The sequence below is a fragment of the Streptomyces sp. NPDC005820 genome (assembly GCF_040630255.1).
GTDB lineage: Bacteria > Actinomycetota > Actinomycetes > Streptomycetales > Streptomycetaceae > Streptomyces.
This window is the reverse complement of the sequence record NZ_JBEXXE010000040.1, coordinates 34,721-56,186: the sequence shown is the minus strand read 5'-3', so window position 1 is coordinate 56,186 and position 21,466 is coordinate 34,721. Positions and strand designations below refer to the sequence as shown.

Below are 21,466 nucleotides of genomic sequence, written 5' to 3'. Positions count from 1 at the left end.
ATCGCACGGGGGGCTGTGGCATGGGGTACGGGGAGCGGGGGCGGCGTGCGCCGGTGGTGGATCTGACCGATCGCCGGGCGCTGGAGGCGTATCGGCCGGCCCGTCCCGAGGTCGTCGAGGAGGCGCGGCGGCTGAAGGAGGCCGCGCTGCTGGACTTCGGGCTGACGGAGTCGGCGGTGGCGTCCTGGCTGTACACGAAGTGCCATCACCAGATCCCGACGACGGCGGTGGACACGGCGGCCGTGGTGGCCTCCGGCGACGGCACCTGTCTGCTGCTGTACAACCCGGACTTCTTCGTCCGACTGGGCCTGGACGGCGTCAAGTTCGTCCTCTTCCACGAGGCGCGGCATCTGGTGCACCGGCATCTGCTGGCCGAGCCCGAGCTGCGTGAGGACCCGGTGTTCGAACTGGCCGCGGAGGTGGCCGTCAACCATGTCGCCCTGGTCCGGCTGGAGCGCGACGCACTGCCCCTGCTGGACGGCCGCCCCACGGGCGTCGACCCGCGGCGGATCCACGATGCCTACGTCGAGGACCTGACGGCCCACGGCCGGGAGCCGGTGGAGTACGGGACGTTCACCGAGACGGACATGCGGGTGTACGGCGAGCTGAAGCGGATGCACCACCCGCCGGTCGTCGAGCGTCGGCTCTGTGTGCACCTGGCGGGCGGGGTCCCCGCCGACCAGGAGACCGTCGACGCGGTGACGTCCTCGGCGCTGCTCAACTCCCTGCTGGCGGCCCGGCGCGGGCACACCGGCGCGGAGCGGGAGCTGCTCGACCTGATGGGCCGTACCGAGGGCGACTCGGCGCGGGCGGCCCGGCTGTGGGGCACCCTGGGCGCGGGCGCGCTGCGCGGCGAGACCACGCGCACGCGGACCGTCCACTGGTGGCAGCGCTGGCTGGTCGACGTGCTCGCCTCGAAACTCCGGGACGGCGAGCGGCTGGTGTACCCCAAGAAGCGCGGCGCGCTGCTCGCGGCGCTCGGCCAGGACCCGATGCTGGCGCGGCGCGGCCCGGTCCGCGAGAAGGTCCTGGTGATCGCGTACGACACCTCGGGGTCGATGCCGGACCACGTGGTGCGGTGGCTCACCGATCTGGTCGGGCGGATCGACGGGGTGGCGGCGCACTGGCTGTCCTTCGACGGCGTGGTGATGCCGTTCCGGCCCGGCGAACGGGTGTACGGCGGCGGAGGCACCAGTTTCCAGGCGGTCGCCGACTACGTGGAGGGGCGCACCGAGGTGAAGGGCCGCCGGTTCGACGAGACTCCGGACGCGGTCGTCGTCCTCACCGACGGCTACGCGCCGGCGATCACGCCCGCCGAGCCCGGCAAGTGGATATGGCTGATCACCGAGGGCGGCAGCGAGTGGCCCGAGACGCACACCCCGGCGATGGCCTGCCATCGCGTGACCACCGGATCGCGGTAACCGAGCACAGGAACCGGCACATGACCACGCAAGCACCGCAGCAGACCGCCTCGCGTCTCGAGTCCTTCATCGACGCGATGATCGACCTCGGCCAGACCGGCCAGGTCTTCGGGGAACACGGCATCGGCAAGACGTCGACGTTCTTCTCGTACCTCGCGCGCACCCGCCCCGACACCGAGCTGGTCTACGTACCGGCCGCGAACCTCACACCCGACGACCTGCTCGTCAACGCGCCGGTGCGCGACCCCCGCTCGGGTGAACTGGTGCTGCGTCAGCTGGTGATGAGCCAGCTGACGCCGGGGCGACCGTTCGTGCTGCTCATCGACGACTCGCTGCAGGCGGGCGACACCATCCAGTCGCAGCTGATGCAGATCGCCTGCAACTGGACGCTGGGCGAGCACGATCTGCGGGCGCTCGGGTGTGTCGGCGTCTTCCTCACGGACAACGAGTCGCTCGCGGAGACCTCGGCACGGCGCGGCGACCTCGCGCTGCTGGACCGCATGGTCACCATGCGGATCACGGCGAACGACACGTCGTGGCGGCGGCACCTCGCGGCCAGGTACCGCCCGTGGGACCTGCGTCCGGTGTTCGCCGTATGGGCGTCGCTCTCCCCCGCTCTGCGTGAACTGCTGTCCCCGCGCACCCTCGACCACGTCCTCGCCAACGCGCGCGAGGGCTTCCCGCTGCGCTGGGGCCTGCCCCTGGTCGACGGGGAGCGGCTGCGGCTGGCCGAGCCCGGACCGGACGGCCGCCCCGGGCGGAACCGCACGGCCGAGATCCTGGACCGGATCGCGCAGGCCCTGGGCGTGCCCAACCCGGCCACGGTCGCCGACCCGGTACGGCAGGTGGTGCGGGCGGCGCTGCGCAACCGCTGGACGGTGCTGCTGCAGGGGCCGCCCGGCTGCGGCAAGACGGAGCTGGTGCGCGAGACCCTCCGGGAGGGCCTGGGCCGGGACCCGCTGTACTTCTCGCTGCCGGTGACGAACGTCGAGGACCTGTGCGCGCCGGTGCCGTCGCCGGACGGCACGCTGGACAACCTGCTCGCCGTGCGGTTCACCGGGCCCGAGCCCAAGGCGATCGTGTGGGACGAGTACAACCGGCCCAAGGACAGGGCCGCGTTCGCGAAGCTGATGGAGATCACCCAGGAGTGGTCGCTGGCGGGCCGGCGGATCGAGAACCTGCGCGCCCAGATAGCCGTGCAGAACCCGCCGTACCACCTCGGCCGCAAGCTGCTGGTGTCCCGGAACAACATCGCGCAGGCGACCCGGTTCACGGCCTCCCTGGAGGTGGCGCCGGAGGACATCCCGGCCAACGAGTGGCTGCTGGAGCGGTACGGGGCCGACGCCGAGACGGTCCTGGAGTGGTGGAAGCACGACATCGACGAGGAGGGCCGGGCCTGGATCACCAAGCGCACCCTGGAGCGGCTGATCAAGCTGCACCGGCGCGGGCTGCCGCTGGAGATGGCGACGGTCTACCTCGGCGACGGCGAGTACGCGCCCGTGCCGCTGACCGCGCTGATCGACCGTCTCCAGGGCCGTCCGGTCACCGGCCTCGGCGAACTCGCCCGGGACGCGGACGCCTGGGAGGCCCGGCTGCGCCGCGCCGCCGAGCACTCGGACGAGGGCGGCGACGACAGTGACGTCGTCCACCAGATCCTCGCCAACGCCGAGCTGTCCCAGCTGCGCAGGCATCGCGCGGTGGTGGCCCGGCTGGTGCGCCATCTGCCGCCGAAGCTGCGGGCGACGTATCTGGTGGGGGCTTCGGAGAAGCATCAGCGGTTCTGGATGGAGGTGTTCACCGGGAAGGGACGGTGAGACCGCCGACGCCCCGGCGCCGACACCCGGGCGGGCGCCGGCGGGCGGTCAGTCCTCGGGTGGGTTTTCCGGCGTCGGGGGTGCCGTGCGGTGGACGCTGCGTACGGCGGCGACGTCGGGGGCCACGGTCGGGGGCGGGACGTGGGCGCTGAGGGCGGTGAGGCGGCGTTTGACGCTCGTCGCGATGCCCTGGCCGAGGTCGAAGCGGGTGGCCGTGGCGGCGCGGGGCGCGTGGTCGAGCAGACGGTGGGCCTCGCGGCTGCGCAGGCCCGTGTGGCGCAGGTACAGGTGGGCGAGGCGGTGTTCACCGGCGGCCAGCGTCCGGCCGATGCGGTCGGCGGCCTCCAGGTCGAGCCGGTTGTCGGCCGCGCCCAGCACGGCGGCGGCGCGCACCCGGCCGAGGTCCAGCAGGGTGACCCCGGCGGCGGTGGCCGCGTCCACCAGCAGGGCCGCGGCTCGCGGTCCGATGCCGTTGCTGGCGACGGACAGCCGGGTGAGCCGCCCGTACGGCGCCCGGGACAGCGCGTCGGCGAGCCGGAGGGCGCCGGTGTCGCCCAGCCGGGCGGCGGACACGTACAGCTCGTCGACGGCCCCGGCGGCGATCACCGCGGCGAGCGCCTCGGCACCCGGTGCGCCCAGCGGGTTGCCGCCGACGAAGAGCCGCTCGATACGCCGTCCGCCCTCGGCGGCGGCCGGCAGGGCGTCGGCGAGGCGGGCGGCGCCGGACGCGTCCAGGCCCGTCTGGACGAGGTCGAGGGTGCGCAGGGTCCGTGCGGACTCGATGAGTTCGACGGCGGCCCGGCCTCCGCCGCTGCCCAGCGGGTTGCGCTTGAGCCAGACACCGGTGACGACCTGCGGCGAGGCGCGCAGCTGGTCGGCGATCCGGCAGGCGCCACCGGCGGTGATGCCGTTGCAGCCGAGGTAGAGGGTCTCGACCGGCGCGTCGGTGCCGGCCACGGCGGCGGCGCCGTCGTCGCCGAGGGCGTCGGTGCCCAGCAGCAGATGCCGTACCGGCGAGGGGCCGTCGGCCAGGGCCTCGGCGATCAGCGCGGCCCCCTCGGCCCCCAGCCCCTGTTTGCACAGGTCGAGGCGTCCGTCCGGCAGCGCGGTCCCGGCCGTGAAGTCCAGCCGCTCCCCCGCCGGGCGCCCGGCCCGCAGCCAGTCGAGCAGCGGGGCGAGATCGGCGAGCGGCCGGGGCACGACCTGCGGCACTCCGGCGAACCCGGTCCGCCGGACCACGGGCTCGGCCGCCCGGTTCTCCTCGCTCACCACTCCGCCTCCCGGTAGTCCTTCAGGAACACGCCCGACACCGGGTGCCCGGCCTCGCCGCGCACGATCGGGTCGTACACCCGTGCCGCGCCGTCGACGATGTCCAGCGGGGTGCGGAAGCCCGCGCCCGCCATCCGGGCCTTCTTCGGCGCCGGGTTCTCGTCGGTGATCCAGCCGGTGTCGACCGCGCACATGTGGACGCCGCGCGCGGCGAGTTCGGCGGCACTGGTGCGGGTGAGCATGTTGAGTGCGGCCTTGGCCATGTTGGTGTGCGGGTGTCCCGGCATCTTGTTGCGCACGGTGAACCGGCCCTCGACGGCGGTGACGTTGACGACGTAGCGGCGCGGGTGCGGGGAGGCGAGCAGCAGCGGCAGCAGCCGGTCGCACAGCAGGGCGGGGGCGAGGGCGTTGACGAGCTGGGTCTCCAGGATCTCGGCCGGGTCGAGCGCGCCGAGCGTCGCCGACCAGGAGTTCTCCGGGGAGGGGTCGGGCAGCAGACCGGCCTCGTCCGCCTCGCGCAGGGCCGCGGGCAGCGCGGCGGCGCCGCCCGGCAGCATCCGCATCGGCGCGAACCCGGGGGCCTGACGCGCCCCCTCGGGCAGCGCGTCGACCTCACCGGCCGCGAGCAGGGCGTACGACTGCGGAGGGCGGCGTACGGTCTGGGCCGCGTTGTTGACGAGGATGTCGAGGGGCGTACCGTCGGCGCGCAGGTCCTCGCACAGGCCCAGCACCTGGCGCGGGTCGCGCAGGTCGACGGCGAGGACGGTGAGCCGGTCCAGCCACTGGCCGCTGCCCGGTTCGGCGCGGAAGCGGCGCACGGTGTCGTGCGGGAACCGGGAGGTGACCTGGACCTCCGCGCCGTCGCGCAGCATCATCAGGGCCAGCTGGAAGCCGATCTTCACACGTCCGCCGGTCAGCAGGACACGCCGCCCGCGCAGATCGGTGCTCAGGGCGCGGCGGGCGGTGTTGTCGGCGGCGCAGCCGGGGCAGAGCCGGTGGTAGAAGGTGTCGACCTGTCGATACGCCGACTTGCAGACGTAGCAGGTGCGGGGCCGCAGGAAGACGCCTCCGTCACCGGTGTCGGCGCCGGTCAGGGGCGCGTCCTCGCGCCGGTCCGGGGCCCCGGTGGCGGTGGCGGCCATCGCTGCGGCGTCGGCGGCCGACACCTCGGCGCCGCGGGCCTTGCGGCGGCGCAGCCGTCCGTCGCGGGCGAAGGAGGCGGCGACCTGCTCGGCGCGCAGCCGTACGGGATCGTCGACGGGCAGCGCGCGCAACTTGCCCACCAGCGCGTGGAAGGCGGCCAGTTCCGTCTCGGTGACCCGCGGGCCGACCGCCGTGACCGTGCTCTCCTCGCCCATCCGTCCCCGCCCCGTGTTCGCCGTACCGTGGTCCCGACCGGATTCGAACCGGCGTCTCCACCTTGAGAGGGTGGCGAGTCTGCCTCTGCTCTACAGGACCGTTCCGCGCCCGGACGACCGGATTCGAACCGGCGTATCCGGCTGGGCAAGCCGGCGCGACTGCCTCTGCGCTACGTCCGGAGGCGCCCCCGGATCCTAACCGCACCCCCGCGACGCGGTCTCCCGGATTTTCGAGACGCCTGAACTGCCCACCGCCCGGTGACGGGTCAGCAGGACGTCCGCCTGATCTGCAGGCGCTCCTTCTCGGACAGGCCGCCCCAGACGCCGAAGCGCTCGTCGTTGGCCAGGGCGTACTCGAGACAGGCCACGCGCATGTCGCACATGCCGCAGATGCGCTTGGCCTCGCGCACCGAGCTGCCGGGCTCCGGGAAGAAGAAGTCCGCCCCGGTCTGCGCGCACAGCGCCTCCCGCTGCCAGCCGAGGTCGGACGTGGGGATCGTGTCGGTATGCATGGCCAGGATCGTGCCGTGCGGCGAAAAACGTTCGATCAACGCCGGATATACGCACCGGGCGAAGGCCTCCGGCCGCTCCGATGATGACGCCGTGACCGGCCTCGGCGCACGGCGGCGCGCGGATGTCACGGAAGTCGCGGAAACAGAGAGACCCTCGTCGATCACCGAAGGTAGTGGGATTCCGGCGGCGATTGTCAGTGGGCGGTGCGAGACTCGGCAGTGCAGGCAACGGGACCCTTGTGAGGAGGGCGGAGATGCTCACCACCCGCTTCGTCGACGGCGCTCCGAACTGGATCGACCTCGGCACGCCCGACATCGACGGCGCCACCTCCTTCTACGGCGCCCTGTTCGGCTGGCGGTTCGAGTCCGCGGGCCCCGACGCCGGGGGTTACGGCTTCTTCCAGTCGGACGGCAGAACCGTCGCGGGCGGTATGCAGACCACGCCCGCACAGGGCCCCCCGTCCTGGACGGTGTACTTCCAGTCGCCGGACGTGGACGCCACCGCCAAGGCCGCGGAACAGGCTCACGGGCGGGTGCTCTTCCCTCCCATGGACGTGATGGGACAGGGCATGATGGCGATCGTCGCCGACTCGGCGGGGGTGCCCTTCGGCCTCTGGCAGGCCGGCCGGAACAAGGGCGTGGACCTGGCCGGCGAAACCGGCTCGCTGTGCTGGGTGGAGCTGTACACGCCGGACATCGCCGCGGCGGCCGCCTTCTACCGCGCGACGCTGGGTCTGGAGACCTCCGCCGTGCCCTTCCCCGGCGGTGTGTACACCTGTGTCAACCCGGCAGGGGCCGGTGAGGACGCCATGTTCGGCGGGTTCGTGACACTGGCCGACGACCCGACCGAGGCGCGGGACGGGGCGTACTGGCTGCCGTATTTCGAGGTCGCGGACGTGGACGCGGTCGCCGCCGAGGCGGAGGCGCGGGGCGGCGCGGTCCGGATGCCCGCGGCGGACGTCGAGGGCGTCGGCCGCATGGCCCGGCTGGCCGACCCGTACGGGGCGCGCTTCGCGGTGATCAGAAGCGCGCAGCAGGAGGGCTGAGGGCCGGCCGGACGACGGGCGGGGCTCAGGCCGAGGCGCGCCGCACCAGGGTGGTCGGCAGGACCACACCCGCCGGGGTCTCCTCGGGGGTGCGCGGGTCGAGGCGGCGCAGCAGCAGGCGGGCCATGATCCGGCCCATCTCCTCGATGTCCTGACGGACCGTCGTCAGCGGCGGGTCGGTGGCCTCGGCGACCGGCAGCATGTCGTCGAAGCCGACCACCGCCACGTCCTCGGGCACCCGCCGCCCCCGCTCGCGCAGCACGCGCAGGGCACCGGAGGCGGTGAGGTCGTTCGCGGCGAACACCGCGTCGACGTCGGGGCAGCGGTCCAGGAGGGCGCGCATCGCGCGCTCCCCGCCGCCGGGGGTGAAGTCGCTCTCCACGACGAGCCGCGGATCGCCCTCGCCCATGACGTCCCGGTAGCCGTCGAGCCGGTCGGCCGCCGAGGTCTGGTCGAGGGCGCCGGTGAGGTGCGCGATCCGGGTACGGCCGAGGCCGACGAGATGGCGTACGGCCGCGCGGGCCCCGCCGCGGTTGTCGCTGTCGACGTACACCACCTCGGCGTCGCCGTCGTTCCAGCCGGGGCGGCCGCCGAACACGGTGGGCAGGCCGGCGCCCCGGATGAGGCCGGGGAGCGGGTCGTCGAGGTGGAGGGAGAAGACCAGGGCGCCGTCGACATGGCCGCCGGCGAGATAGCGGGCGACACGCGTGTGGTCGTCGCGGCCTTCGGTGAGCAGCAGGACCAGCTGGTTGTCCTGGGCGGTCAGCTCCTTGCTGATGCCGCGGAGCTGGAGTGCGAAGAAGGGGTCGGCGAAGACCCTGGTCTCCGGTTCGGCGATGACGACGGCCACGGCGCCGTGCCGCTTCGTCACCAGGCTGCGGGCGGCCTGGTTGGGCACGTATCCGAGTTCCTCCACGGCCCGCCGGACCCGCTCCACGAGGGGTTCCCGCACCCCGTCCCCACCGTTGACGACCCTCGACACGGTGGCCCGGGACACCCCGGCCCGCGCGGCCACGGCCTCCAGGGTGGGACGCTGCGCGGTCTCGGTCACGTCGGGGCTCCTCCTCGGTGGGTGCGGATCAGGATATCCCCGGGAGGAGGACGGTGAGAGCGCTCTCGCGGCGGCGCGGGCACGGGGGGCCGGTTGCCGCAGGGGTGCCGACCGGACGTCAGAGGGCTGCTGACCGGACGTCAGCGGGGTGCCGCGGGCCGGGAGGCGCAGGGTCAGGGTGCCGTCGACTCCGGCGGGGGCGCCGGCTTCTCGCGGCGTCGGGAGCGCGAGGGCGGCGGGGCGTCCTCGTCGCGGGCCCTGCTCGGCTGGACCCGCTTCGGTTCGCCCGGCATTTTCGGGTACTCCGGGGGATACGGCAGGTCGCCGAGGCCGTGGTCGTGTTCGTCGCGGCGGGCGAGTTCCAGGAGGGACTCCAGGGAGAACGCGTGGTCGTCCATGTCGGCGTGGACGTCGCCGAGTTCGGCGAAGCGGGCCGCCATGGTCGCGATGTCGAAGTCACGGGGGTGGGCCTCGCCGACCTCCTCCCAGCGCAGGGGCGCCGAGACCGGGGCGTGCGGGCGGGGCCGTACGGAGTAGGCGGAGGCGATGGTGCGGTCCCGGGCGGTCTGGTTGTAGTCGAGGAAGATGCGCTCGCCGCGCTCCTCCTTCCACCACTTGATCGTCACCCGGTCCGGCATCCGCCGCTCCATCTCCCGGCCGACGGCGATGGCCGCGCGCCGGACCTGGGTGAAGGTCCAGTGGGGCCGGATCGGCACGAAGACATGCAGGCCCCGGCCGCCGGAGGTCTTGGGCCAGCCACGCAGACCGCCGAACTCGTCGAGGACGGCGCGCAGTTCATGGGCGGCGCGGACGGCGTCGGCGTAGTCGGTGCCGGGCTGCGGGTCGAGGTCGATGCGCAGTTCGTCGGGGCGGTCGACGTCGTCGCGGCGCACGGGCCAGGGGTGGAAGGTGAGCGTGCCGTACTGGGCGGCCCACAGCACGGCCGCCTCCTCGGTGGGGCACATCTCGTCGGCGCTGCGCCCGCTGGGGAAGGTGATGTGGGCGGTGGGGATCCAGTCGGGCATGTTCTTCGGGGCGCGCTTCTGGAAGAAGGACTCGCCGGTCACGCCGTCGGGGTAGCGCTCCAGGGTGGTGGGGCGGTTGCGCAGGGCGCGCAGGATGCCGGGCGCGACGGCCTGGTAGTAGCGGGCGAGGTCCAGCTTGGTGAAGCCGCGCTCCGGGAAGAAGACCTTGTCGGGACTGGACAGCCGTACGCTGCGGCCACCCGCCTCCAGTTCCACCGCATCACCCATGCGAGCCACGGTAGGCGCAACACCCATGACACGCATACCGGGCAATACCGGCACTTCTGTCTCTCCCCTGTCTCTCCCCCTGCCCCTCCCCCGCGCACGCACGGTGAGGGACAGTCGCCCGGCCGGAGCGTCGGCGACAGCCGGGCGACAGACGAAGGCGCAGCTTCGATGGCCCTCACCCGTCCTTCGGAGCCGTCGTCCGCGCGGATGGGTGCGGCGTGCGGGTGCCCTGGGCGGCTCGTAGAGTCGGAGCATGGATCTGCCGGTGATGCCGCCCGTGAAGCCGATGCTCGCCAAGTCGGTGGCGGCGATTCCGGCGGGGATGCAGTACGAGGCGAAGTGGGACGGGTTCCGGGCGATCGTGTTCCGCGACGGGGCCGAGGTCGAGCTGGGCAGCCGGACCGGGAAGCCGCTGACCAGGTACTTTCCCGAGCTGGTGGAGGCGCTGAAGGAGCGGGTGCCCGAGCGGTGCGTGCTGGATGGGGAAATCGTGATCGCGCGGGAGGGGCGGCTGGACTTCGACGCCCTCACCGAGCGCATCCACCCGGCGGAGTCGAGGGTGCGCACGCTGGCCGAGCGGACGCCGGCGTCGTTCGTGGCGTTCGATCTGCTGGCGCTGGCGGACACCTCGCTGCTCGACGTACCGCTGACCGACCGGCGGGAGCTGCTGACCGGGGCGCTGACGGGGGTGACCCCGCCGGTGCATCTGGCGCCGGCGACGACCGAGGTCGAGGTCGCCCGACAGTGGTTCGAGCAGTACGAGGGCGCCGGCCTGGACGGGGTGATCGCCAAGCCGCTCGGCCTGCCCTACCGGCAGGACGAGCGGGCCATGTTCAAGGTGAAGCACGAACGCACCGCCGACGTGGTGGTCGCCGGCTACCGGCTGCACAAGAGCGGGCCCGTCGTCGGGTCGCTGCTGCTGGGCCTGTACGACGACCGGGGCACCCTCCAGCACGTGGGCGTGTCCGCCGCCTTCCCCATGAAGCGCCGGGCCGAACTGATCGAGGAGCTGGAGCCGTCGCGGATGGCGGACCCCGCCGGGCACCCGTGGGCGGCCTGGGCGGAGGAGGCCGCCCACGAGACGGCGCGGCTGCCGGGGGCGCCGAGCCGCTGGTCGGGCAAGAAGGACCTGTCCTGGGTGCCGCTGCGGCCGGAGCGGGTGGCCGAGGTGGCGTACGACCACATGGAGAACGGGGCCCGCTTCCGCCACACCGCCCGCTTCCGCCGCTGGCGCCCCGACCGCACCCCGGAGAGCTGCACCTACGGCCAGCTGGAGGAGCCGGTGCGCTACGACCTCGCGGAGATCCTCGGGACACCCCCGGCGGCGACCTGACGCACCTCGCCCATGCCCTGACTCACCCCGGCGCCACCGTGGCTCACGGCGTCATCAGGATCTTCACCGCGCCGTCCTGCTTGCGCTGGAACATCTCGTACGCGTGCGGCGCCTCCGCCAGCGGCAGCCGGTGGGTGGCGAAGTCGTCGACGCCGAGCGGGTCCTCGTCGGTGAGGTACGGCAGGATGTCGTCGGCCCAGCGGCGCACATTGGCCTGGCCCATGCGGATCTGGAGCTGCTTGTCGAACAGGGTGAGCATGGGCAGCGGGTCGGCCATCCCGCCGTAGACGCCGGTCAGCGAGAGGGTGCCGCCGCGCCGCACCAGGTCGATGGCGGTGTGCAGGGCGGCGAGCCGGTCCACGCTGAAGCGTTCCGCGAGAGGGCCGCCGAGCCTGCGCGGGAGCAGCGCGGAGGCGTTCTGGACCAGACGGGCCGCCGCGCCGCCGTGCGCCTCGGTGCCGACGGCGTCGATCACGGCGTCGGGGCCGCGCCCGTCGGTCTCGTCGCGGATGGCGGTGACCAGCTCCTTCTCGCTGTCGAAGCCGCGCAGGTCGTACGTCTCGACACCGCGCGCCCGGGCCCGGCGCAGCCGCTCGCCGACCAGGTCGACGCCGAACACCCGCCCGGCGCCGCGCACCTGGGCGATCCGGCAGGCCATGTCGCCGATGGGGCCGAGTCCGAGCACGGCGACACTGCCGCCGGTGGGGATGTCGGCGTAGGCGACGGCCTGCCAGGCGGTGGGCAGGACGTCGGAGAGGTACACGAACCGGTCGTCGGGCGGTCCCTCGGGGACCTTGATCGGGCCGAACTGGGCCTGCGGGACGCGCAGATACCCGGCCTGGGCACCGGGCACCGCGCCGTACAGCCGGGTGTAGCCGAACAGGGCGGCCCCCATGCCCTCGGCGCTGATCTGGGTGGTCTCGCACTGCGTGGGCAGGGAGTTCAGGCACATCCAGCAGGTGCCGCAGGCGATCTGGAACGGCACCACGACCCGGTCGCCGGCCTTCAGGTCGGGCACCCCGGCGCCGACCTCCTCGATGATGCCCATCGGCTCGTGGCCGAGGATGTCGCCCGGGGTCATGAACGGGGTGAGCACCTCGTACAGGTGCAGGTCGGAGCCGCACAGCCCGGTGGACGTGATGCGGATGACGGCGTCCGTGGGTTCCTGGATCTCCGGGTCGGGCACGGTCTCCACCCGGACGTCGCGCTTTCCCTGCCAGGTCACTGCCTTCATGGTGCCGCGCTCCCTCCACCGGTCCGGTCCGTCCCGGCGGGTCCGGGGTCCCGGTGCCCGGCTGCGCCCCGGGTACCCGGACCGGTGGCCCTGTCACACCGGACCCGTCCACTCGCAGGCGCGACCGAACGGACGAGCGCACAATCGAGAGACGGAAGCGGGGTGGCGACGGTGGGTGCACAACGCGCGAGACGCTCCAGGACGGCCGTCAGGGCGACACCGGCCGCGGCCCTGCTCGCCGCCGCCCTCGCCGTCTCCCTCTCCCTGACGGCGGGCTGTACGACGACCCGCTCCCCGTCCCCCGACGACGGCCGCAGCACCTCGGGACGGCCGGACGGCACCAGCCCGCCCGCCACGGACCTCGGCTCGGTGCTCGCCGTGAAGATCGACAACGCGGACGCGGCGCGCCCGCAGACCGGGGTGGACGCGGCGGACGTCGTCTACGTCGAGCAGGTCGAGGGCGGGCTGAGCCGGCTGATGGCGGTGTACGCCAGCACGCTGCCGCAGGCGGTGGGGCCGGTGCGCAGCGCGCGGGAGTCCGATCTGGAGCTGCTGGGCCAGTTCCGGCGTCCGCTGCTGGCCTTCTCCGGGGCGCAGCACAAGCTGCTGCCGCTGATCGACCGGGCGCCCCTGGACGCCGTGACGCCGGGCGACGCGTCCGGCGCCTACTACCGCGGCCCGGACCGGGCCGCTCCGCACAATCTCTACCTCCGCCCGGACCGGCTGCTGTCCTCCGCGCCGGGCGCGGCCGCGCTGACCACCGGCTTCCGCTACGGCCCCGCACCCTCCGGCGGCAGGGCGCAGGCCTCGCACACGGTGCGCTACCCGGGGGCCCGCTTCACCTTCACCTGGGCGGCGGACCGGGCCCGCTGGCTGGTCTCCATGGACGGCACACCGACCGTGACGGCCGACGGCCGGCGGGTGGCCCCGGCCACGGTGGTGGTGCAGTACGTGAAGGTGCGCGAGTCGGCCTTCCACGACTTCCTCGGCAACAACACGCCGTACACCGAGACGGTGGGCTCGGGGACGGCGGAGGTGCTGCGCGACGGGCGGGCCTACGACGTGCGCTGGAAGCGGGCGACCGCGCGGGACGGCACGGACTTCACGACCACCGACGGGAACCCGGTCGACTTCGCCGAGGGGCAGGTGTGGGTGGTCTTCGCGAAGGCTCCGTGAGCGGTCGTCTCACCCCTGCCCGACCAGCGGCTCCGCCGGGTTGCGCAGTCCCTCCGCCGCGTCCGAGACCCGCCGGATCAGGTCGAAGAACTGGACCTGCTCGTCGGCGGAGAGCGGCGCGAGGAAGACCTGGTTCATCCGGGCCGTGCGGACGGTCAGCCTGCGGTGGGTGCGGACGCCGTCCTCGGTGAGCCGCAGCAGGAAGCGGCGGCCGTCCGCCGGGTCGCGGACCTTGTCCAGCAGCCCGCGCCGGTCCAGCCGGCTGATCACCTCGGCGATCGTGGAACGGTCGAGCCCCACCCGCTCGCCCACGGTGCGCTGGTCGAGGCCCGGCTCGGCGACGAGCGCGTTGAGGACGGCGAACTGCGGGGAGGTGATCTCCTCGGAGACCATCGTGTTCCACAGCAGGTAGTGCGCCTGCTGGAGTCGCCGGGCGAGGTGCCCGGGGTGGGTGGTGAGGTCCAACGCGGCCATGTGCGCTCCCCGTCCGAATTAATCTGTGCACTGAACAATACTCGCGCTCCCCGGCCCTGTCTCGGCAGGCCCCGCATCATCCCAGCTCTTGACGCCTTCACCCGCCGATGGCAGCGTAGGACACCTCGCTGAAATACTCAGTGCGCTGATTAATTCGCAGAGATGGGGCTCCACGGATGGACAAGGTGGTCGCCACGGCCCTGGAGGCAGTGGCCGACGTGCCGGACGGTGCGTCGCTGGCGGTGGGTGGCTTCGGGCTGAGCGGTGTGCCGAACGTCCTCATCCAGGCCCTGTACGAGCGGGGCGTGAGCGGTCTGTCGGTCGTCTCGAACAACTGCGGGGCGATGGAGTCGGGCCTCGCGGTCCTGCTCGCGGCCGGGCGGATCTCCCGGGTGACCGGTTCCTACATCGGTGCGAACAAGGAGTTCGCCCGCCAGTACCTGGCCGGGGAGCTGGAGGTGGAGATGATCCCGCAGGGCACGCTGGCCGAGCGGCTGCGGGCCGGCGGCGCCGGGATCCCCGCCTTCTACACCCCCGCCGGGGTGGGCACCCAGGTCGCCGAGGGCGGACTGCCGTGGCGCTACGACGGTGAGGGCGGCGTGGCGCTGGCCTCCCCGCCGAAGGAGGTACGGACCTTCGACGGCACGGAGTACGTGCTGGAGCGCGGCATCCGCACCGACTTCGCGCTGGTCAGGGCGGCCAGGGGCGACCGGCACGGCAATCTGGTCTTCAACAAGTCCTCCCGCAACTTCAACCCGCTCTCCGCGATGGCCGGGAAGGTCACGATCGCCGAGGTGGAGGAGCTGGTCGAGCCCGGCGAGATCGACCCGGACGCCGTGCACCTGCCGGGCATCTTCGTGCAGCGCGTGATCGCGCTGACCCCGGAGCAGGCCGCCGACAAGAAGATCGAGCAGCGGACGGTGAGCAGCTGATGGCCTGGACACGTGAGCAGATGGCCGCCCGCGCCGCGCGCGAACTTCAGGACGGGCAGTACGTCAACCTCGGCATCGGGCTGCCCACGCTGATCCCGAACTACCTCCCGGCGGACGTGGAGGTGATCCTGGAGTCGGAGAACGGCATCCTGGGCACCGGCCCCTACCCCACCGACGACCAGGTCGACCCGGATCTGATCAACGCGGGCAAGGAGACCGTGAAGGTCCTGCCCGGCGCCTCCTTCTTCGACTCGGCGCTGTCCTTCGGGATGATCCGCGGCGGGCACATCGATGTCGCCGTGCTGGGGGCGATGCAGGTGTCCGCGAAGGGCGACCTGGCGAACTGGGCGATTCCGGGGAAGCTGATCACCGGGATCGGCGGGGCGATGGACCTCGTGCATGGGGCCCGTACGGTCGTCGTGGTGATGACCCACACCGCGAAGGACGGCTCACCGAAGATCCTGGAGGAGTGCGCGCTGCCGCTCACCGGCAAGCGTTGCGTGAACCGGATCATCACCGACCTCGCGGTGATCGACGTGACCCCGGACGGGCTCGTGCTGACCGAGGTCGCGCCCGGGGTGGGCGTCGAGGACGTCATCGCCAGGACCGACGCGAAGCTGACCGTCTCGGAGGAGTCGCTGTGAACACGGTTTATGTCGTCGACGCGGTCCGCACCCCGATCGGCCGCTACAACGGCGGCCTCGCGGGCGTGCGCCCGGACGACCTCGCCGCCCACGCCGTCCGCGAACTCCTCGCCCGTACCCCCGGACTGGACCCGGCCCGGATCGAGGACGTCTACTTCGGCAACGCCAACGGCGCCGGCGAGGAGAACCGCAACGTCGCCCGCATGGCCGCCCTGCTCGCCGGCCTGCCCACCTCCGTGCCCGGCGTCACCGTCAACCGGCTCTGCGCCTCCGGCCTGGAGGCGGTGATCCAGGCGGCCCGCGCCATCGCCGCCGGCGACGCCTCCATCGCCGTGGCGGGCGGTGTGGAGTCGATGACCCGGGCGCCGTACGTGCTGCCGAAGTCGGACCGGGCCTTCCCCGCCGGACACACCGAGCTGTACTCGACCACCCTCGGCTGGCGCATGGTCAACCCGCGGATGGACCCGCAGTGGACCATCCCCCTCGGCGAGTCCGCCGAGCTGATCGCCGACAAGCACAAGATCAGCCGCGAGCAGCAGGACGAGTTCGCCCTCGCCTCGCATCGGAAGGCGGCGACGGCGCAGGCCGCGGGCCTGTTCGACGCCGAGCTCGCGCCGGTGGCGATCCCGCAGCGCAAGGGCGACCCCATCGTCTTCGGCGCCGACGAATGCGTACGGCCGGACGCGTCCCTGGCGGCGATGGCGAAGCTGAAGCCGTCCTTCCGCCCCGACGGCGGGACGGTCACCGCGGGCAACGCCTCGCCGCTGAACGACGGTGCCGCGGCCCTGCTGCTGGTGGACGAGGAGGGGCTGAAGGCCACCGGCCGGGAGCCGCTCGCCCGGATCAGCGCGACCGGCGTGCACGCCCTCGACCCGGACCACTTCGGCCTCGCCCCCGTCGAAGCCGTCAACCGGGCGCTCACCAAGGCGGGCCGGACCTTCGCCGACCTGTCCGTGCTCGAACTCAACGAGGCCTTCGCCGCCCAGGTGCTGGGCTGTGTCGCCGAGTGGCCCGAGTTCGACCCGGCCGTCCTCAACCCCCAGGGCGGCGCCATCGCCCTCGGCCACCCCCTCGGCGCCTCCGGCGCCCGCCTCGCCGGCACCGTCGCCCATCAGCTCGCCCGCCGGGGCTCCGGCACCGGCGTCGCCACCCTCTGCATCGGCGTCGGCCAGGGCCTCGCCCTCGTCCTCGAACGTTAGGCCTCCAAGGACTTCCCATGACTCTCACCCAGCACGACATCGACCAGGAGATCGCGGCCGAGCACGCGGCGTACGAGAAGCGCCTCGCCGACGGCGGGCCCGTCGAGCACCAGCCGCGCCGCGACTACACGCCGTACCGCTCCTCGGTCCTGCGCCACCCGAAGCAGCCGCCGGTCACCATCGACGTGTCGAAGGACCCGGAGTTGGTGGAGCTGCACTCCCCCGCCTTCGGCGAGCGCGACATCACGGAGATCGACAACGATCTGACCCGGCAGCACCACGGCGAGCCGATCGGCGAGCGCATCACCGTCTCCGGACGGCTGCTGGACCGCGACGGGCGTCCGATCCGGGGTCAGCTCGTGGAGATCTGGCAGGCCAACTCGGCGGGCCGGTACGCCCACCAGCGCGAGCAGCACGACGCCCCGCTGGACCCGAACTTCACCGGTGTCGGCCGCACCCTGACCGACGACGAGGGCCACTACCGCTTCACCACCGTCCAGCCGGGGCCGTACCCCTGGCGCCAGCACCTCAACGCCTGGCGGCCCGCCCACATCCACTTCTCGCTCTTCGGTACGGCGTTCACCCAGCGGCTCGTGACGCAGATGTACTTCCCGAGCGACCCGCTGTTCCCCTACGACCCGATCATCCAGTCGGTGACGGACGACGCGGCCCGCCAGCGGCTGGTCGCGACCTACGACCACAGCCTGTCGGTGCCGGAGTTCTCGATGGGCTACCACTGGGACATCGTGCTGGACGGCCCGCACGCCACCTGGATCGAAGAAGGACGCTGACCTGCCATGACGAAGATCGACACGAGCCGTCCGGAGACCGTGCTCCCGACGCCGTCGCACACGGTCGGCCCGTTCTACGGCCACGCCCTGCCGTTCCCCGGCGGCGGCGACATCGCCCCGCTCGGCCACCCGGACACCATCGCCCTGCAGGGGTACGTGTACGACGGCGAGGGCAACCCGCTGCCGGACGCGTTCGTGGAGCTGTGGGGCGCCGACCCGGACGGCCGGGTGCCGCAGACCGACGGCTCGATGCGGCGTGACCCGTCCACGGGCGGTTTCCTGGGCCGCAACGGCGTGGAGTTCACCGGCTGGGGCCGGATCCAGACCGACACCGACGGACACTGGTCGGCGCGCACCCTGCGGCCCGGCGCGCGCGGGAACAGCGCCCCCTACCTCAGCGTCTGTGTGTTCGCGCGCGGTCTGCTGGTGCACCTGTACACCCGGATCTATCTGCCGGGCGACGAGGCCGCGCTCGCCGCCGACCCGCTGCTGGAGCGGCTCGACCCGGCGCGCCGGGCCACGCTGATCGCCACGGACGGCCCGCTGGGCACCTACCGTTTCGACATCCGCCTTCAGGGCGAAGGCGAGACGGTGTTCCTGGAGTTCCAGTGACGGATGCCCGGCCCGAGTCCGGTCTGCTCTCCCCGGGGTGGACCGGCTCCCCCGCCGCCTCCGCGACCTCCGACGGCGCCTATCTGCGGGCGCTGCTGGACGCGGAGGCCGCGCTGACCCGTGCCCAGGAGAGACTGGGCCTGGCCCCCGGGGGCGCCGGGGCGGCGGTCACCGCGGCCGCGGCCGGCGCGTTCGACGCGCACTCCCTCGCCGAGCGCGCCCGCGCCGGCGGCAACCCGGTGATCCCACTGGTCGCGGACCTCACCCGGGCCGTCGGCGGGACCTTCGGCCCCTACGTCCACCGGGGCGCGACCAGCCAGGACATCATGGACACGGCGACGATGCTGGTCGCCGTGCGCACCCTGGACCCGGTGCTGGCCGACCTCGGCCGTACGCAGGAGGCGCTGGCCCGGCTCGCCGGCGCGCACCGGGACACGGTGATGCCCGGCCGGACGCTCACCCAGCACGCCGTGCCGACGACGTTCGGGCTGAAGGCCGCCGGATGGCGCTCCCTCGTGCTGGACGCGCGGGACCGGATCACCGCCGTACGGGACTCCCTGCCCGCCCAACTCGGCGGCGCCGCCGGGACGCTGGCGGCCTTCACGGCCTACGGCGCCCAGGACGCGACCGCGCTGCCCGGCGCGTACGCGCGCGAACTCGGGCTGGCGGAGCCGCTGTTGCCGTGGCACACCCTGCGCACCCCCGTCGCCGACCTCGCCGGCTGCCTGGCCTTCGCGGCGGGCGCGCTGGGCAAGGTCGCGACGGACGTCCTCACCCTGGCCCGCACCGAGATCGCCGAGGTCGCGGAGGGCAGCGGGGGCGGCTCCTCGGCCATGCCGCACAAGGCGAACCCGGTGCGCTCGACGCTGATCGCGGCCGCCGCCCTGCGCGCACCGCAGCTCGCGGCCGTGCTGTTCGGGTCGCTGACCGCCCCGGACGAGCGGCCGGCCGGGGCCTGGCACGCGGAGTGGGAGCCGCTCAGGGATCTGCTGCGGCTGGTGGGCGGGGCCGCCCGGGACGCGGCCGAGCTGACCGGGGGTCTGCGCGTGCACCCGGAGGCGATGCGCGCCGACCTGGAACTCACCCACGGGCTGATCGTCTCCGAGCGGCTGTCCGCCGAACTGTCGGCGGTGCTGGGCCGGGCCCGGGCCAAGGAGCTGCTCACCGCGCTCGCCCCGCGCACCTACGCCGAGGGCCGCCCGCTGGCCGAACTCCTCGCGGAGGAGCCCGACTTGACGGACGTCGACCTCACCGACCTCACCGACCCCGCCCGCTACACCGGCTCCGCCGGTGCCCTCACCGACCGTGCGCTGGAGCGACGTTGACCGAGAAGCTGCTCAACCACCGTGCCGAGGGCCCCACTTCCGCGCCCGCGCTGCTGCTCGGACCCTCGCTGGGCACCTCGTACACCCTGTGGGACAAGGTCGCCCCCGAGCTGTCCATCACCCACCGCGTGATCCGCTACGACCTGCCGGGGCACGGCGGCTCCCCCGCCGATCTGATCGGGCCGGGGGCCACCGTCGGTGACCTCGCCGCGCTGGTGCTGGCGCTCGCCGACTCGCTCGGCCTGGAACGCTTCGCGTACGCGGGGGTGTCGCTGGGCGGCGCGGTGGGCCTCCACCTGGCCCTGCACCACCCCGAGCGGGTGTCGCGGCTCGCGGTGATCTGCTCCTCGGCCCACTTCAACGGGTCCAAGCCGTGGGAGGAGCGGGCCGCGCAGGTACGGAGCGAGGGGTTGGAGAAGCTCGCCGAGGGCGCCGACGCCCGCTGGTTCACCCCCGGGTTCACCGTGCCGGAGCTGATCGCCGACCATCGCCGTGCCGACCCCGGGGGCTATGCCGCGTGCTGTGACGCGCTGGGCGCGTTCGATCTGCGGGAGCGGCTGGCGGAGATCTCCGTGCCGACACTGCTGATCGCGGGACGGCAGGACCCGGCGACCCCGCCCGCGCATCTGCGGGAGATCGCGGACGCGGTGCCCGGCGCCACGCTGGTCGAGCTCCCGGGAGCCTCGCACCTGGCGCCCGCGCAGTGCCCGGAGGCCGTGCTGACCGCACTGCGCGCCCACCTGGACGGGGGCGCCCGGCGGGGCATGGAGGTGCGCCGCCAGGTGCTGGGCGACGCCCATGTGGACCGGGCGCAGGCCCGGCAGTCCCCCTTCACGGCCCGCTACCAGGACTTCATCTCCCGCTACGCCTGGGGCGAGATCTGGACCGACCCCACCCTCAGCCGCCGCGAACGCAGCATGATCACGCTGACCGCGCTGGTCGCCCACGGCCACTACGACGAGCTGGCCATGCATGTGCGGGCCGCGCTGCGCAACGGGCTGACGCGGGACGAGATCGGGGCCGTACTGCTCCAGACGGCCGTGTACTGCGGGGTCCCGGCGGCGAACTCGGCGTTCGCGGCGGCTCAGCGGGTACTGGAGGACGAGGAAGGGTGACCCCGGCGGTGGCAGGCACGGCACGGCAGTTGTGCCTACGGTGGGGGCATGTCCACCATCCTGATCACCGGCGCCACCTCGGGTCTCGGCCGGTACGTCGCGTTCGAGCTGGTCCGCTCCGGGCACCTGGTGCTCGCCCACGGCCGCGATCCGGACCGTACCCGGGACCTGGTCGAGGAGTTGCGGGCCGAGGGCGCGGCGGAGGGGTTCGTCGCCGACCTGGCCTCGCTGACCCGGGTGCGCGAGCTGGGCGCGCGGGTCGCCGAGGCCCACCCGGAACTCGGCGTGCTGATCAACAACGCGGGCGTGGGCGCCGGTTCGCCCGGCTCGGGCCGTGAGGTGAGCGCCGACGGGCACGAACTGCGGCTGGCCGTCAACTATCTGGCGCCGGTGGCGCTGACCCGCGCGCTGCTGCCGGTGCTGCGGGCGAACCCGCCGGCCCGCGTCGTCAACGTCGGCTCGCTCGGGCAGGAACCCGTCGACCCGGACGACCCCGAGTTCACCCGCGGCTACGACGGCTTCCCGGCCTACTGCCGCAGCAAGTTCGCCCTCGCGGCCCACACCTTCGCCCTCGCCGGGGAACTGGCGGACACCGGCGTCGCGGTGAACGTCCTGCACCCGGCGACCTTCATGGACACGACCATGGTCCGCGAGGGCGGCGTCACCCCGTGGACCACGGTCGCCGACGGCGCCCCGGGGGTCCTGGCCCTGGCCACGGAGGACCGGGGCACGGGCCACTTCTACGACGGAACCCGCAGGGCACGGGCCCACGAGGAGACGTACGACCCGAAGACCCGGGCCCGGCTGGCCCAGATCACCGAGGACCTACTGACCGACGGATGGGGGCAGCGCCCCTAAGGGGCGCGGGGCTGTGTCGATATGCGGCTCCGCCGCGTGGGCGCGACCA

The 21,466-nt window shown here is 73.4% G+C and carries 20 protein-coding genes and 2 tRNA genes; 13 read left to right on the top strand and 9 right to left on the bottom strand.

The genetic code is table 11. The annotated features are described in order from the left end of the window. Nucleotides 1-20 precede the first annotated feature (20 nt). Complete coding sequence (locus ABZ464_RS38060) at nucleotides 21-1,421, top strand: hypothetical protein (RefSeq protein WP_359285392.1); 1,401 nt, start codon at nucleotides 21-23, stop codon at nucleotides 1,419-1,421. Nucleotides 1,422-1,441: 20 nt separating this feature from the next. Then, complete coding sequence (locus ABZ464_RS38055) at nucleotides 1,442-3,235, top strand: AAA family ATPase (protein WP_359285391.1); 1,794 nt, start codon at nucleotides 1,442-1,444, stop codon at nucleotides 3,233-3,235. Nucleotides 3,236-3,283: 48 nt separating this feature from the next. On the opposite strand, the gene ABZ464_RS38050 is transcribed toward ABZ464_RS38055, so the two are convergent. The 5 genes from ABZ464_RS38050 to ABZ464_RS38030 all read right to left on the bottom strand — a co-directional run bounded on the left by ABZ464_RS38050 (nucleotide 3,284) and on the right by ABZ464_RS38030 (nucleotide 6,374). After that, entirely contained in the window at nucleotides 3,284-4,504 is a 1,221-nt protein-coding gene (locus ABZ464_RS38050; protein WP_359285388.1) for a ribonuclease inhibitor, read from the bottom strand. Continuing rightward, entirely contained in the window at nucleotides 4,501-5,862 is a 1,362-nt protein-coding gene (locus tag ABZ464_RS38045) for an SDR family oxidoreductase (RefSeq protein ID WP_359285385.1), read from the bottom strand. Before ABZ464_RS38045 ends, ABZ464_RS38050 begins: the two co-directional genes overlap by 4 nt. A gap of 28 nt (nucleotides 5,863-5,890) precedes the next feature. Continuing rightward, nucleotides 5,891-5,962: transfer RNA gene (locus ABZ464_RS38040), tRNA-Glu, on the bottom strand. A gap of 8 nt (nucleotides 5,963-5,970) precedes the next feature. Beyond that, nucleotides 5,971-6,042 (bottom strand) — tRNA-Gly (locus ABZ464_RS38035). A gap of 86 nt (nucleotides 6,043-6,128) precedes the next feature. Then, nucleotides 6,129-6,374: a WhiB family transcriptional regulator gene (locus tag ABZ464_RS38030; RefSeq protein WP_208117194.1), complete on the bottom strand. Its 246-nt coding sequence runs from the start codon at nucleotides 6,372-6,374 to the stop codon at nucleotides 6,129-6,131. Between the two features lie 254 nt (nucleotides 6,375-6,628). Here ABZ464_RS38030 and ABZ464_RS38025 point away from each other — a divergent pair, with 254 nt between their 5' ends. Then, nucleotides 6,629-7,420, top strand: coding sequence for a VOC family protein (locus tag ABZ464_RS38025; protein WP_359285382.1), 792 nt, complete (start codon nucleotides 6,629-6,631; stop codon nucleotides 7,418-7,420). A gap of 25 nt (nucleotides 7,421-7,445) precedes the next feature. Here ABZ464_RS38025 and ABZ464_RS38020 read toward each other — a convergent pair whose 3' ends face one another. Together ABZ464_RS38020 and ligD are read right to left on the bottom strand one after the other, a co-directional pair. Beyond that, nucleotides 7,446-8,471, bottom strand: coding sequence for a LacI family DNA-binding transcriptional regulator (locus tag ABZ464_RS38020; RefSeq protein WP_359285379.1), 1,026 nt, complete (start codon nucleotides 8,469-8,471; stop codon nucleotides 7,446-7,448). 173 nt (nucleotides 8,472-8,644) lie between these two features. Continuing rightward, nucleotides 8,645-9,724 (bottom strand): non-homologous end-joining DNA ligase, encoded by a 1,080-nt coding sequence (gene ligD, locus ABZ464_RS38015; protein ID WP_359285376.1) that lies wholly within the window; start codon nucleotides 9,722-9,724, stop codon nucleotides 8,645-8,647. A gap of 253 nt (nucleotides 9,725-9,977) precedes the next feature. Between ligD and ABZ464_RS38010 the strand changes: the two genes are divergently transcribed. Beyond that, nucleotides 9,978-11,057, top strand: a complete 1,080-nt coding sequence (locus ABZ464_RS38010; protein ID WP_359285374.1) for an ATP-dependent DNA ligase — start codon at nucleotides 9,978-9,980, stop codon at nucleotides 11,055-11,057. 43 nt (nucleotides 11,058-11,100) lie between these two features. On the opposite strand, the gene ABZ464_RS38005 is transcribed toward ABZ464_RS38010, so the two are convergent. After that, nucleotides 11,101-12,291, bottom strand: coding sequence for a zinc-dependent alcohol dehydrogenase (locus tag ABZ464_RS38005; RefSeq protein WP_359285371.1), 1,191 nt, complete (start codon nucleotides 12,289-12,291; stop codon nucleotides 11,101-11,103). A gap of 171 nt (nucleotides 12,292-12,462) precedes the next feature. On the opposite strand from ABZ464_RS38005, the gene ABZ464_RS38000 reads away from it, so the two are divergent. After that, the gene (locus tag ABZ464_RS38000) at nucleotides 12,463-13,467 is read left to right on the top strand and encodes a DUF3048 domain-containing protein (protein ID WP_359285368.1); all 1,005 of its coding nucleotides are present in this window, start codon (nucleotides 12,463-12,465) and stop codon (nucleotides 13,465-13,467) included. Nucleotides 13,468-13,476: 9 nt separating this feature from the next. Here ABZ464_RS38000 and ABZ464_RS37995 read toward each other — a convergent pair whose 3' ends face one another. Beyond that, nucleotides 13,477-13,941, bottom strand: coding sequence for a MarR family transcriptional regulator (locus tag ABZ464_RS37995; protein WP_359285365.1), 465 nt, complete (start codon nucleotides 13,939-13,941; stop codon nucleotides 13,477-13,479). Between the two features lie 176 nt (nucleotides 13,942-14,117). On the opposite strand from ABZ464_RS37995, the gene ABZ464_RS37990 reads away from it, so the two are divergent. From ABZ464_RS37990 to ABZ464_RS37955, 8 genes are read left to right on the top strand one after another with little or no spacing between them, the layout of a single operon-like run. After that, a complete protein-coding gene (locus tag ABZ464_RS37990; RefSeq protein ID WP_359285363.1) occupies nucleotides 14,118-14,873 on the top strand; it encodes a CoA transferase subunit A in 756 nt (251 codons plus the stop codon). Next, a complete protein-coding gene (locus ABZ464_RS37985) occupies nucleotides 14,873-15,517 on the top strand; it encodes a CoA transferase subunit B (RefSeq protein WP_359285360.1) in 645 nt (214 codons plus the stop codon). Before ABZ464_RS37990 ends, ABZ464_RS37985 begins: the two co-directional genes overlap by 1 nt. Beyond that, nucleotides 15,514-16,716, top strand: a complete 1,203-nt coding sequence (locus ABZ464_RS37980; protein WP_359285358.1) for a thiolase family protein — start codon at nucleotides 15,514-15,516, stop codon at nucleotides 16,714-16,716. The genes ABZ464_RS37985 and ABZ464_RS37980 overlap by 4 nt, the downstream gene beginning before the upstream one ends. Nucleotides 16,717-16,733: 17 nt before the next feature. After that, nucleotides 16,734-17,507, top strand: a complete 774-nt coding sequence (gene pcaH / locus ABZ464_RS37975; protein WP_359285356.1) for a protocatechuate 3,4-dioxygenase subunit beta — start codon at nucleotides 16,734-16,736, stop codon at nucleotides 17,505-17,507. Nucleotides 17,508-17,513: 6 nt separating this feature from the next. After that, nucleotides 17,514-18,119 (top strand): protocatechuate 3,4-dioxygenase subunit alpha, encoded by a 606-nt coding sequence (pcaG, locus tag ABZ464_RS37970; protein ID WP_359285353.1) that lies wholly within the window; start codon nucleotides 17,514-17,516, stop codon nucleotides 18,117-18,119. Next, nucleotides 18,116-19,444: a 3-carboxy-cis,cis-muconate cycloisomerase gene (gene pcaB, locus ABZ464_RS37965; RefSeq protein ID WP_359285351.1), complete on the top strand. Its 1,329-nt coding sequence runs from the start codon at nucleotides 18,116-18,118 to the stop codon at nucleotides 19,442-19,444. Before pcaG ends, pcaB begins: the two co-directional genes overlap by 4 nt. Beyond that, nucleotides 19,441-20,559, top strand: coding sequence for a 3-oxoadipate enol-lactonase (pcaD, locus tag ABZ464_RS37960; protein ID WP_359285348.1), 1,119 nt, complete (start codon nucleotides 19,441-19,443; stop codon nucleotides 20,557-20,559). The genes pcaB and pcaD overlap by 4 nt, the downstream gene beginning before the upstream one ends. Before the next feature lie 48 nt (nucleotides 20,560-20,607). Continuing rightward, the gene (locus ABZ464_RS37955; protein ID WP_359285346.1) at nucleotides 20,608-21,417 is read left to right on the top strand and encodes an SDR family NAD(P)-dependent oxidoreductase; all 810 of its coding nucleotides are present in this window, start codon (nucleotides 20,608-20,610) and stop codon (nucleotides 21,415-21,417) included. Nucleotides 21,418-21,466: the final 49 nt, after the last annotated feature.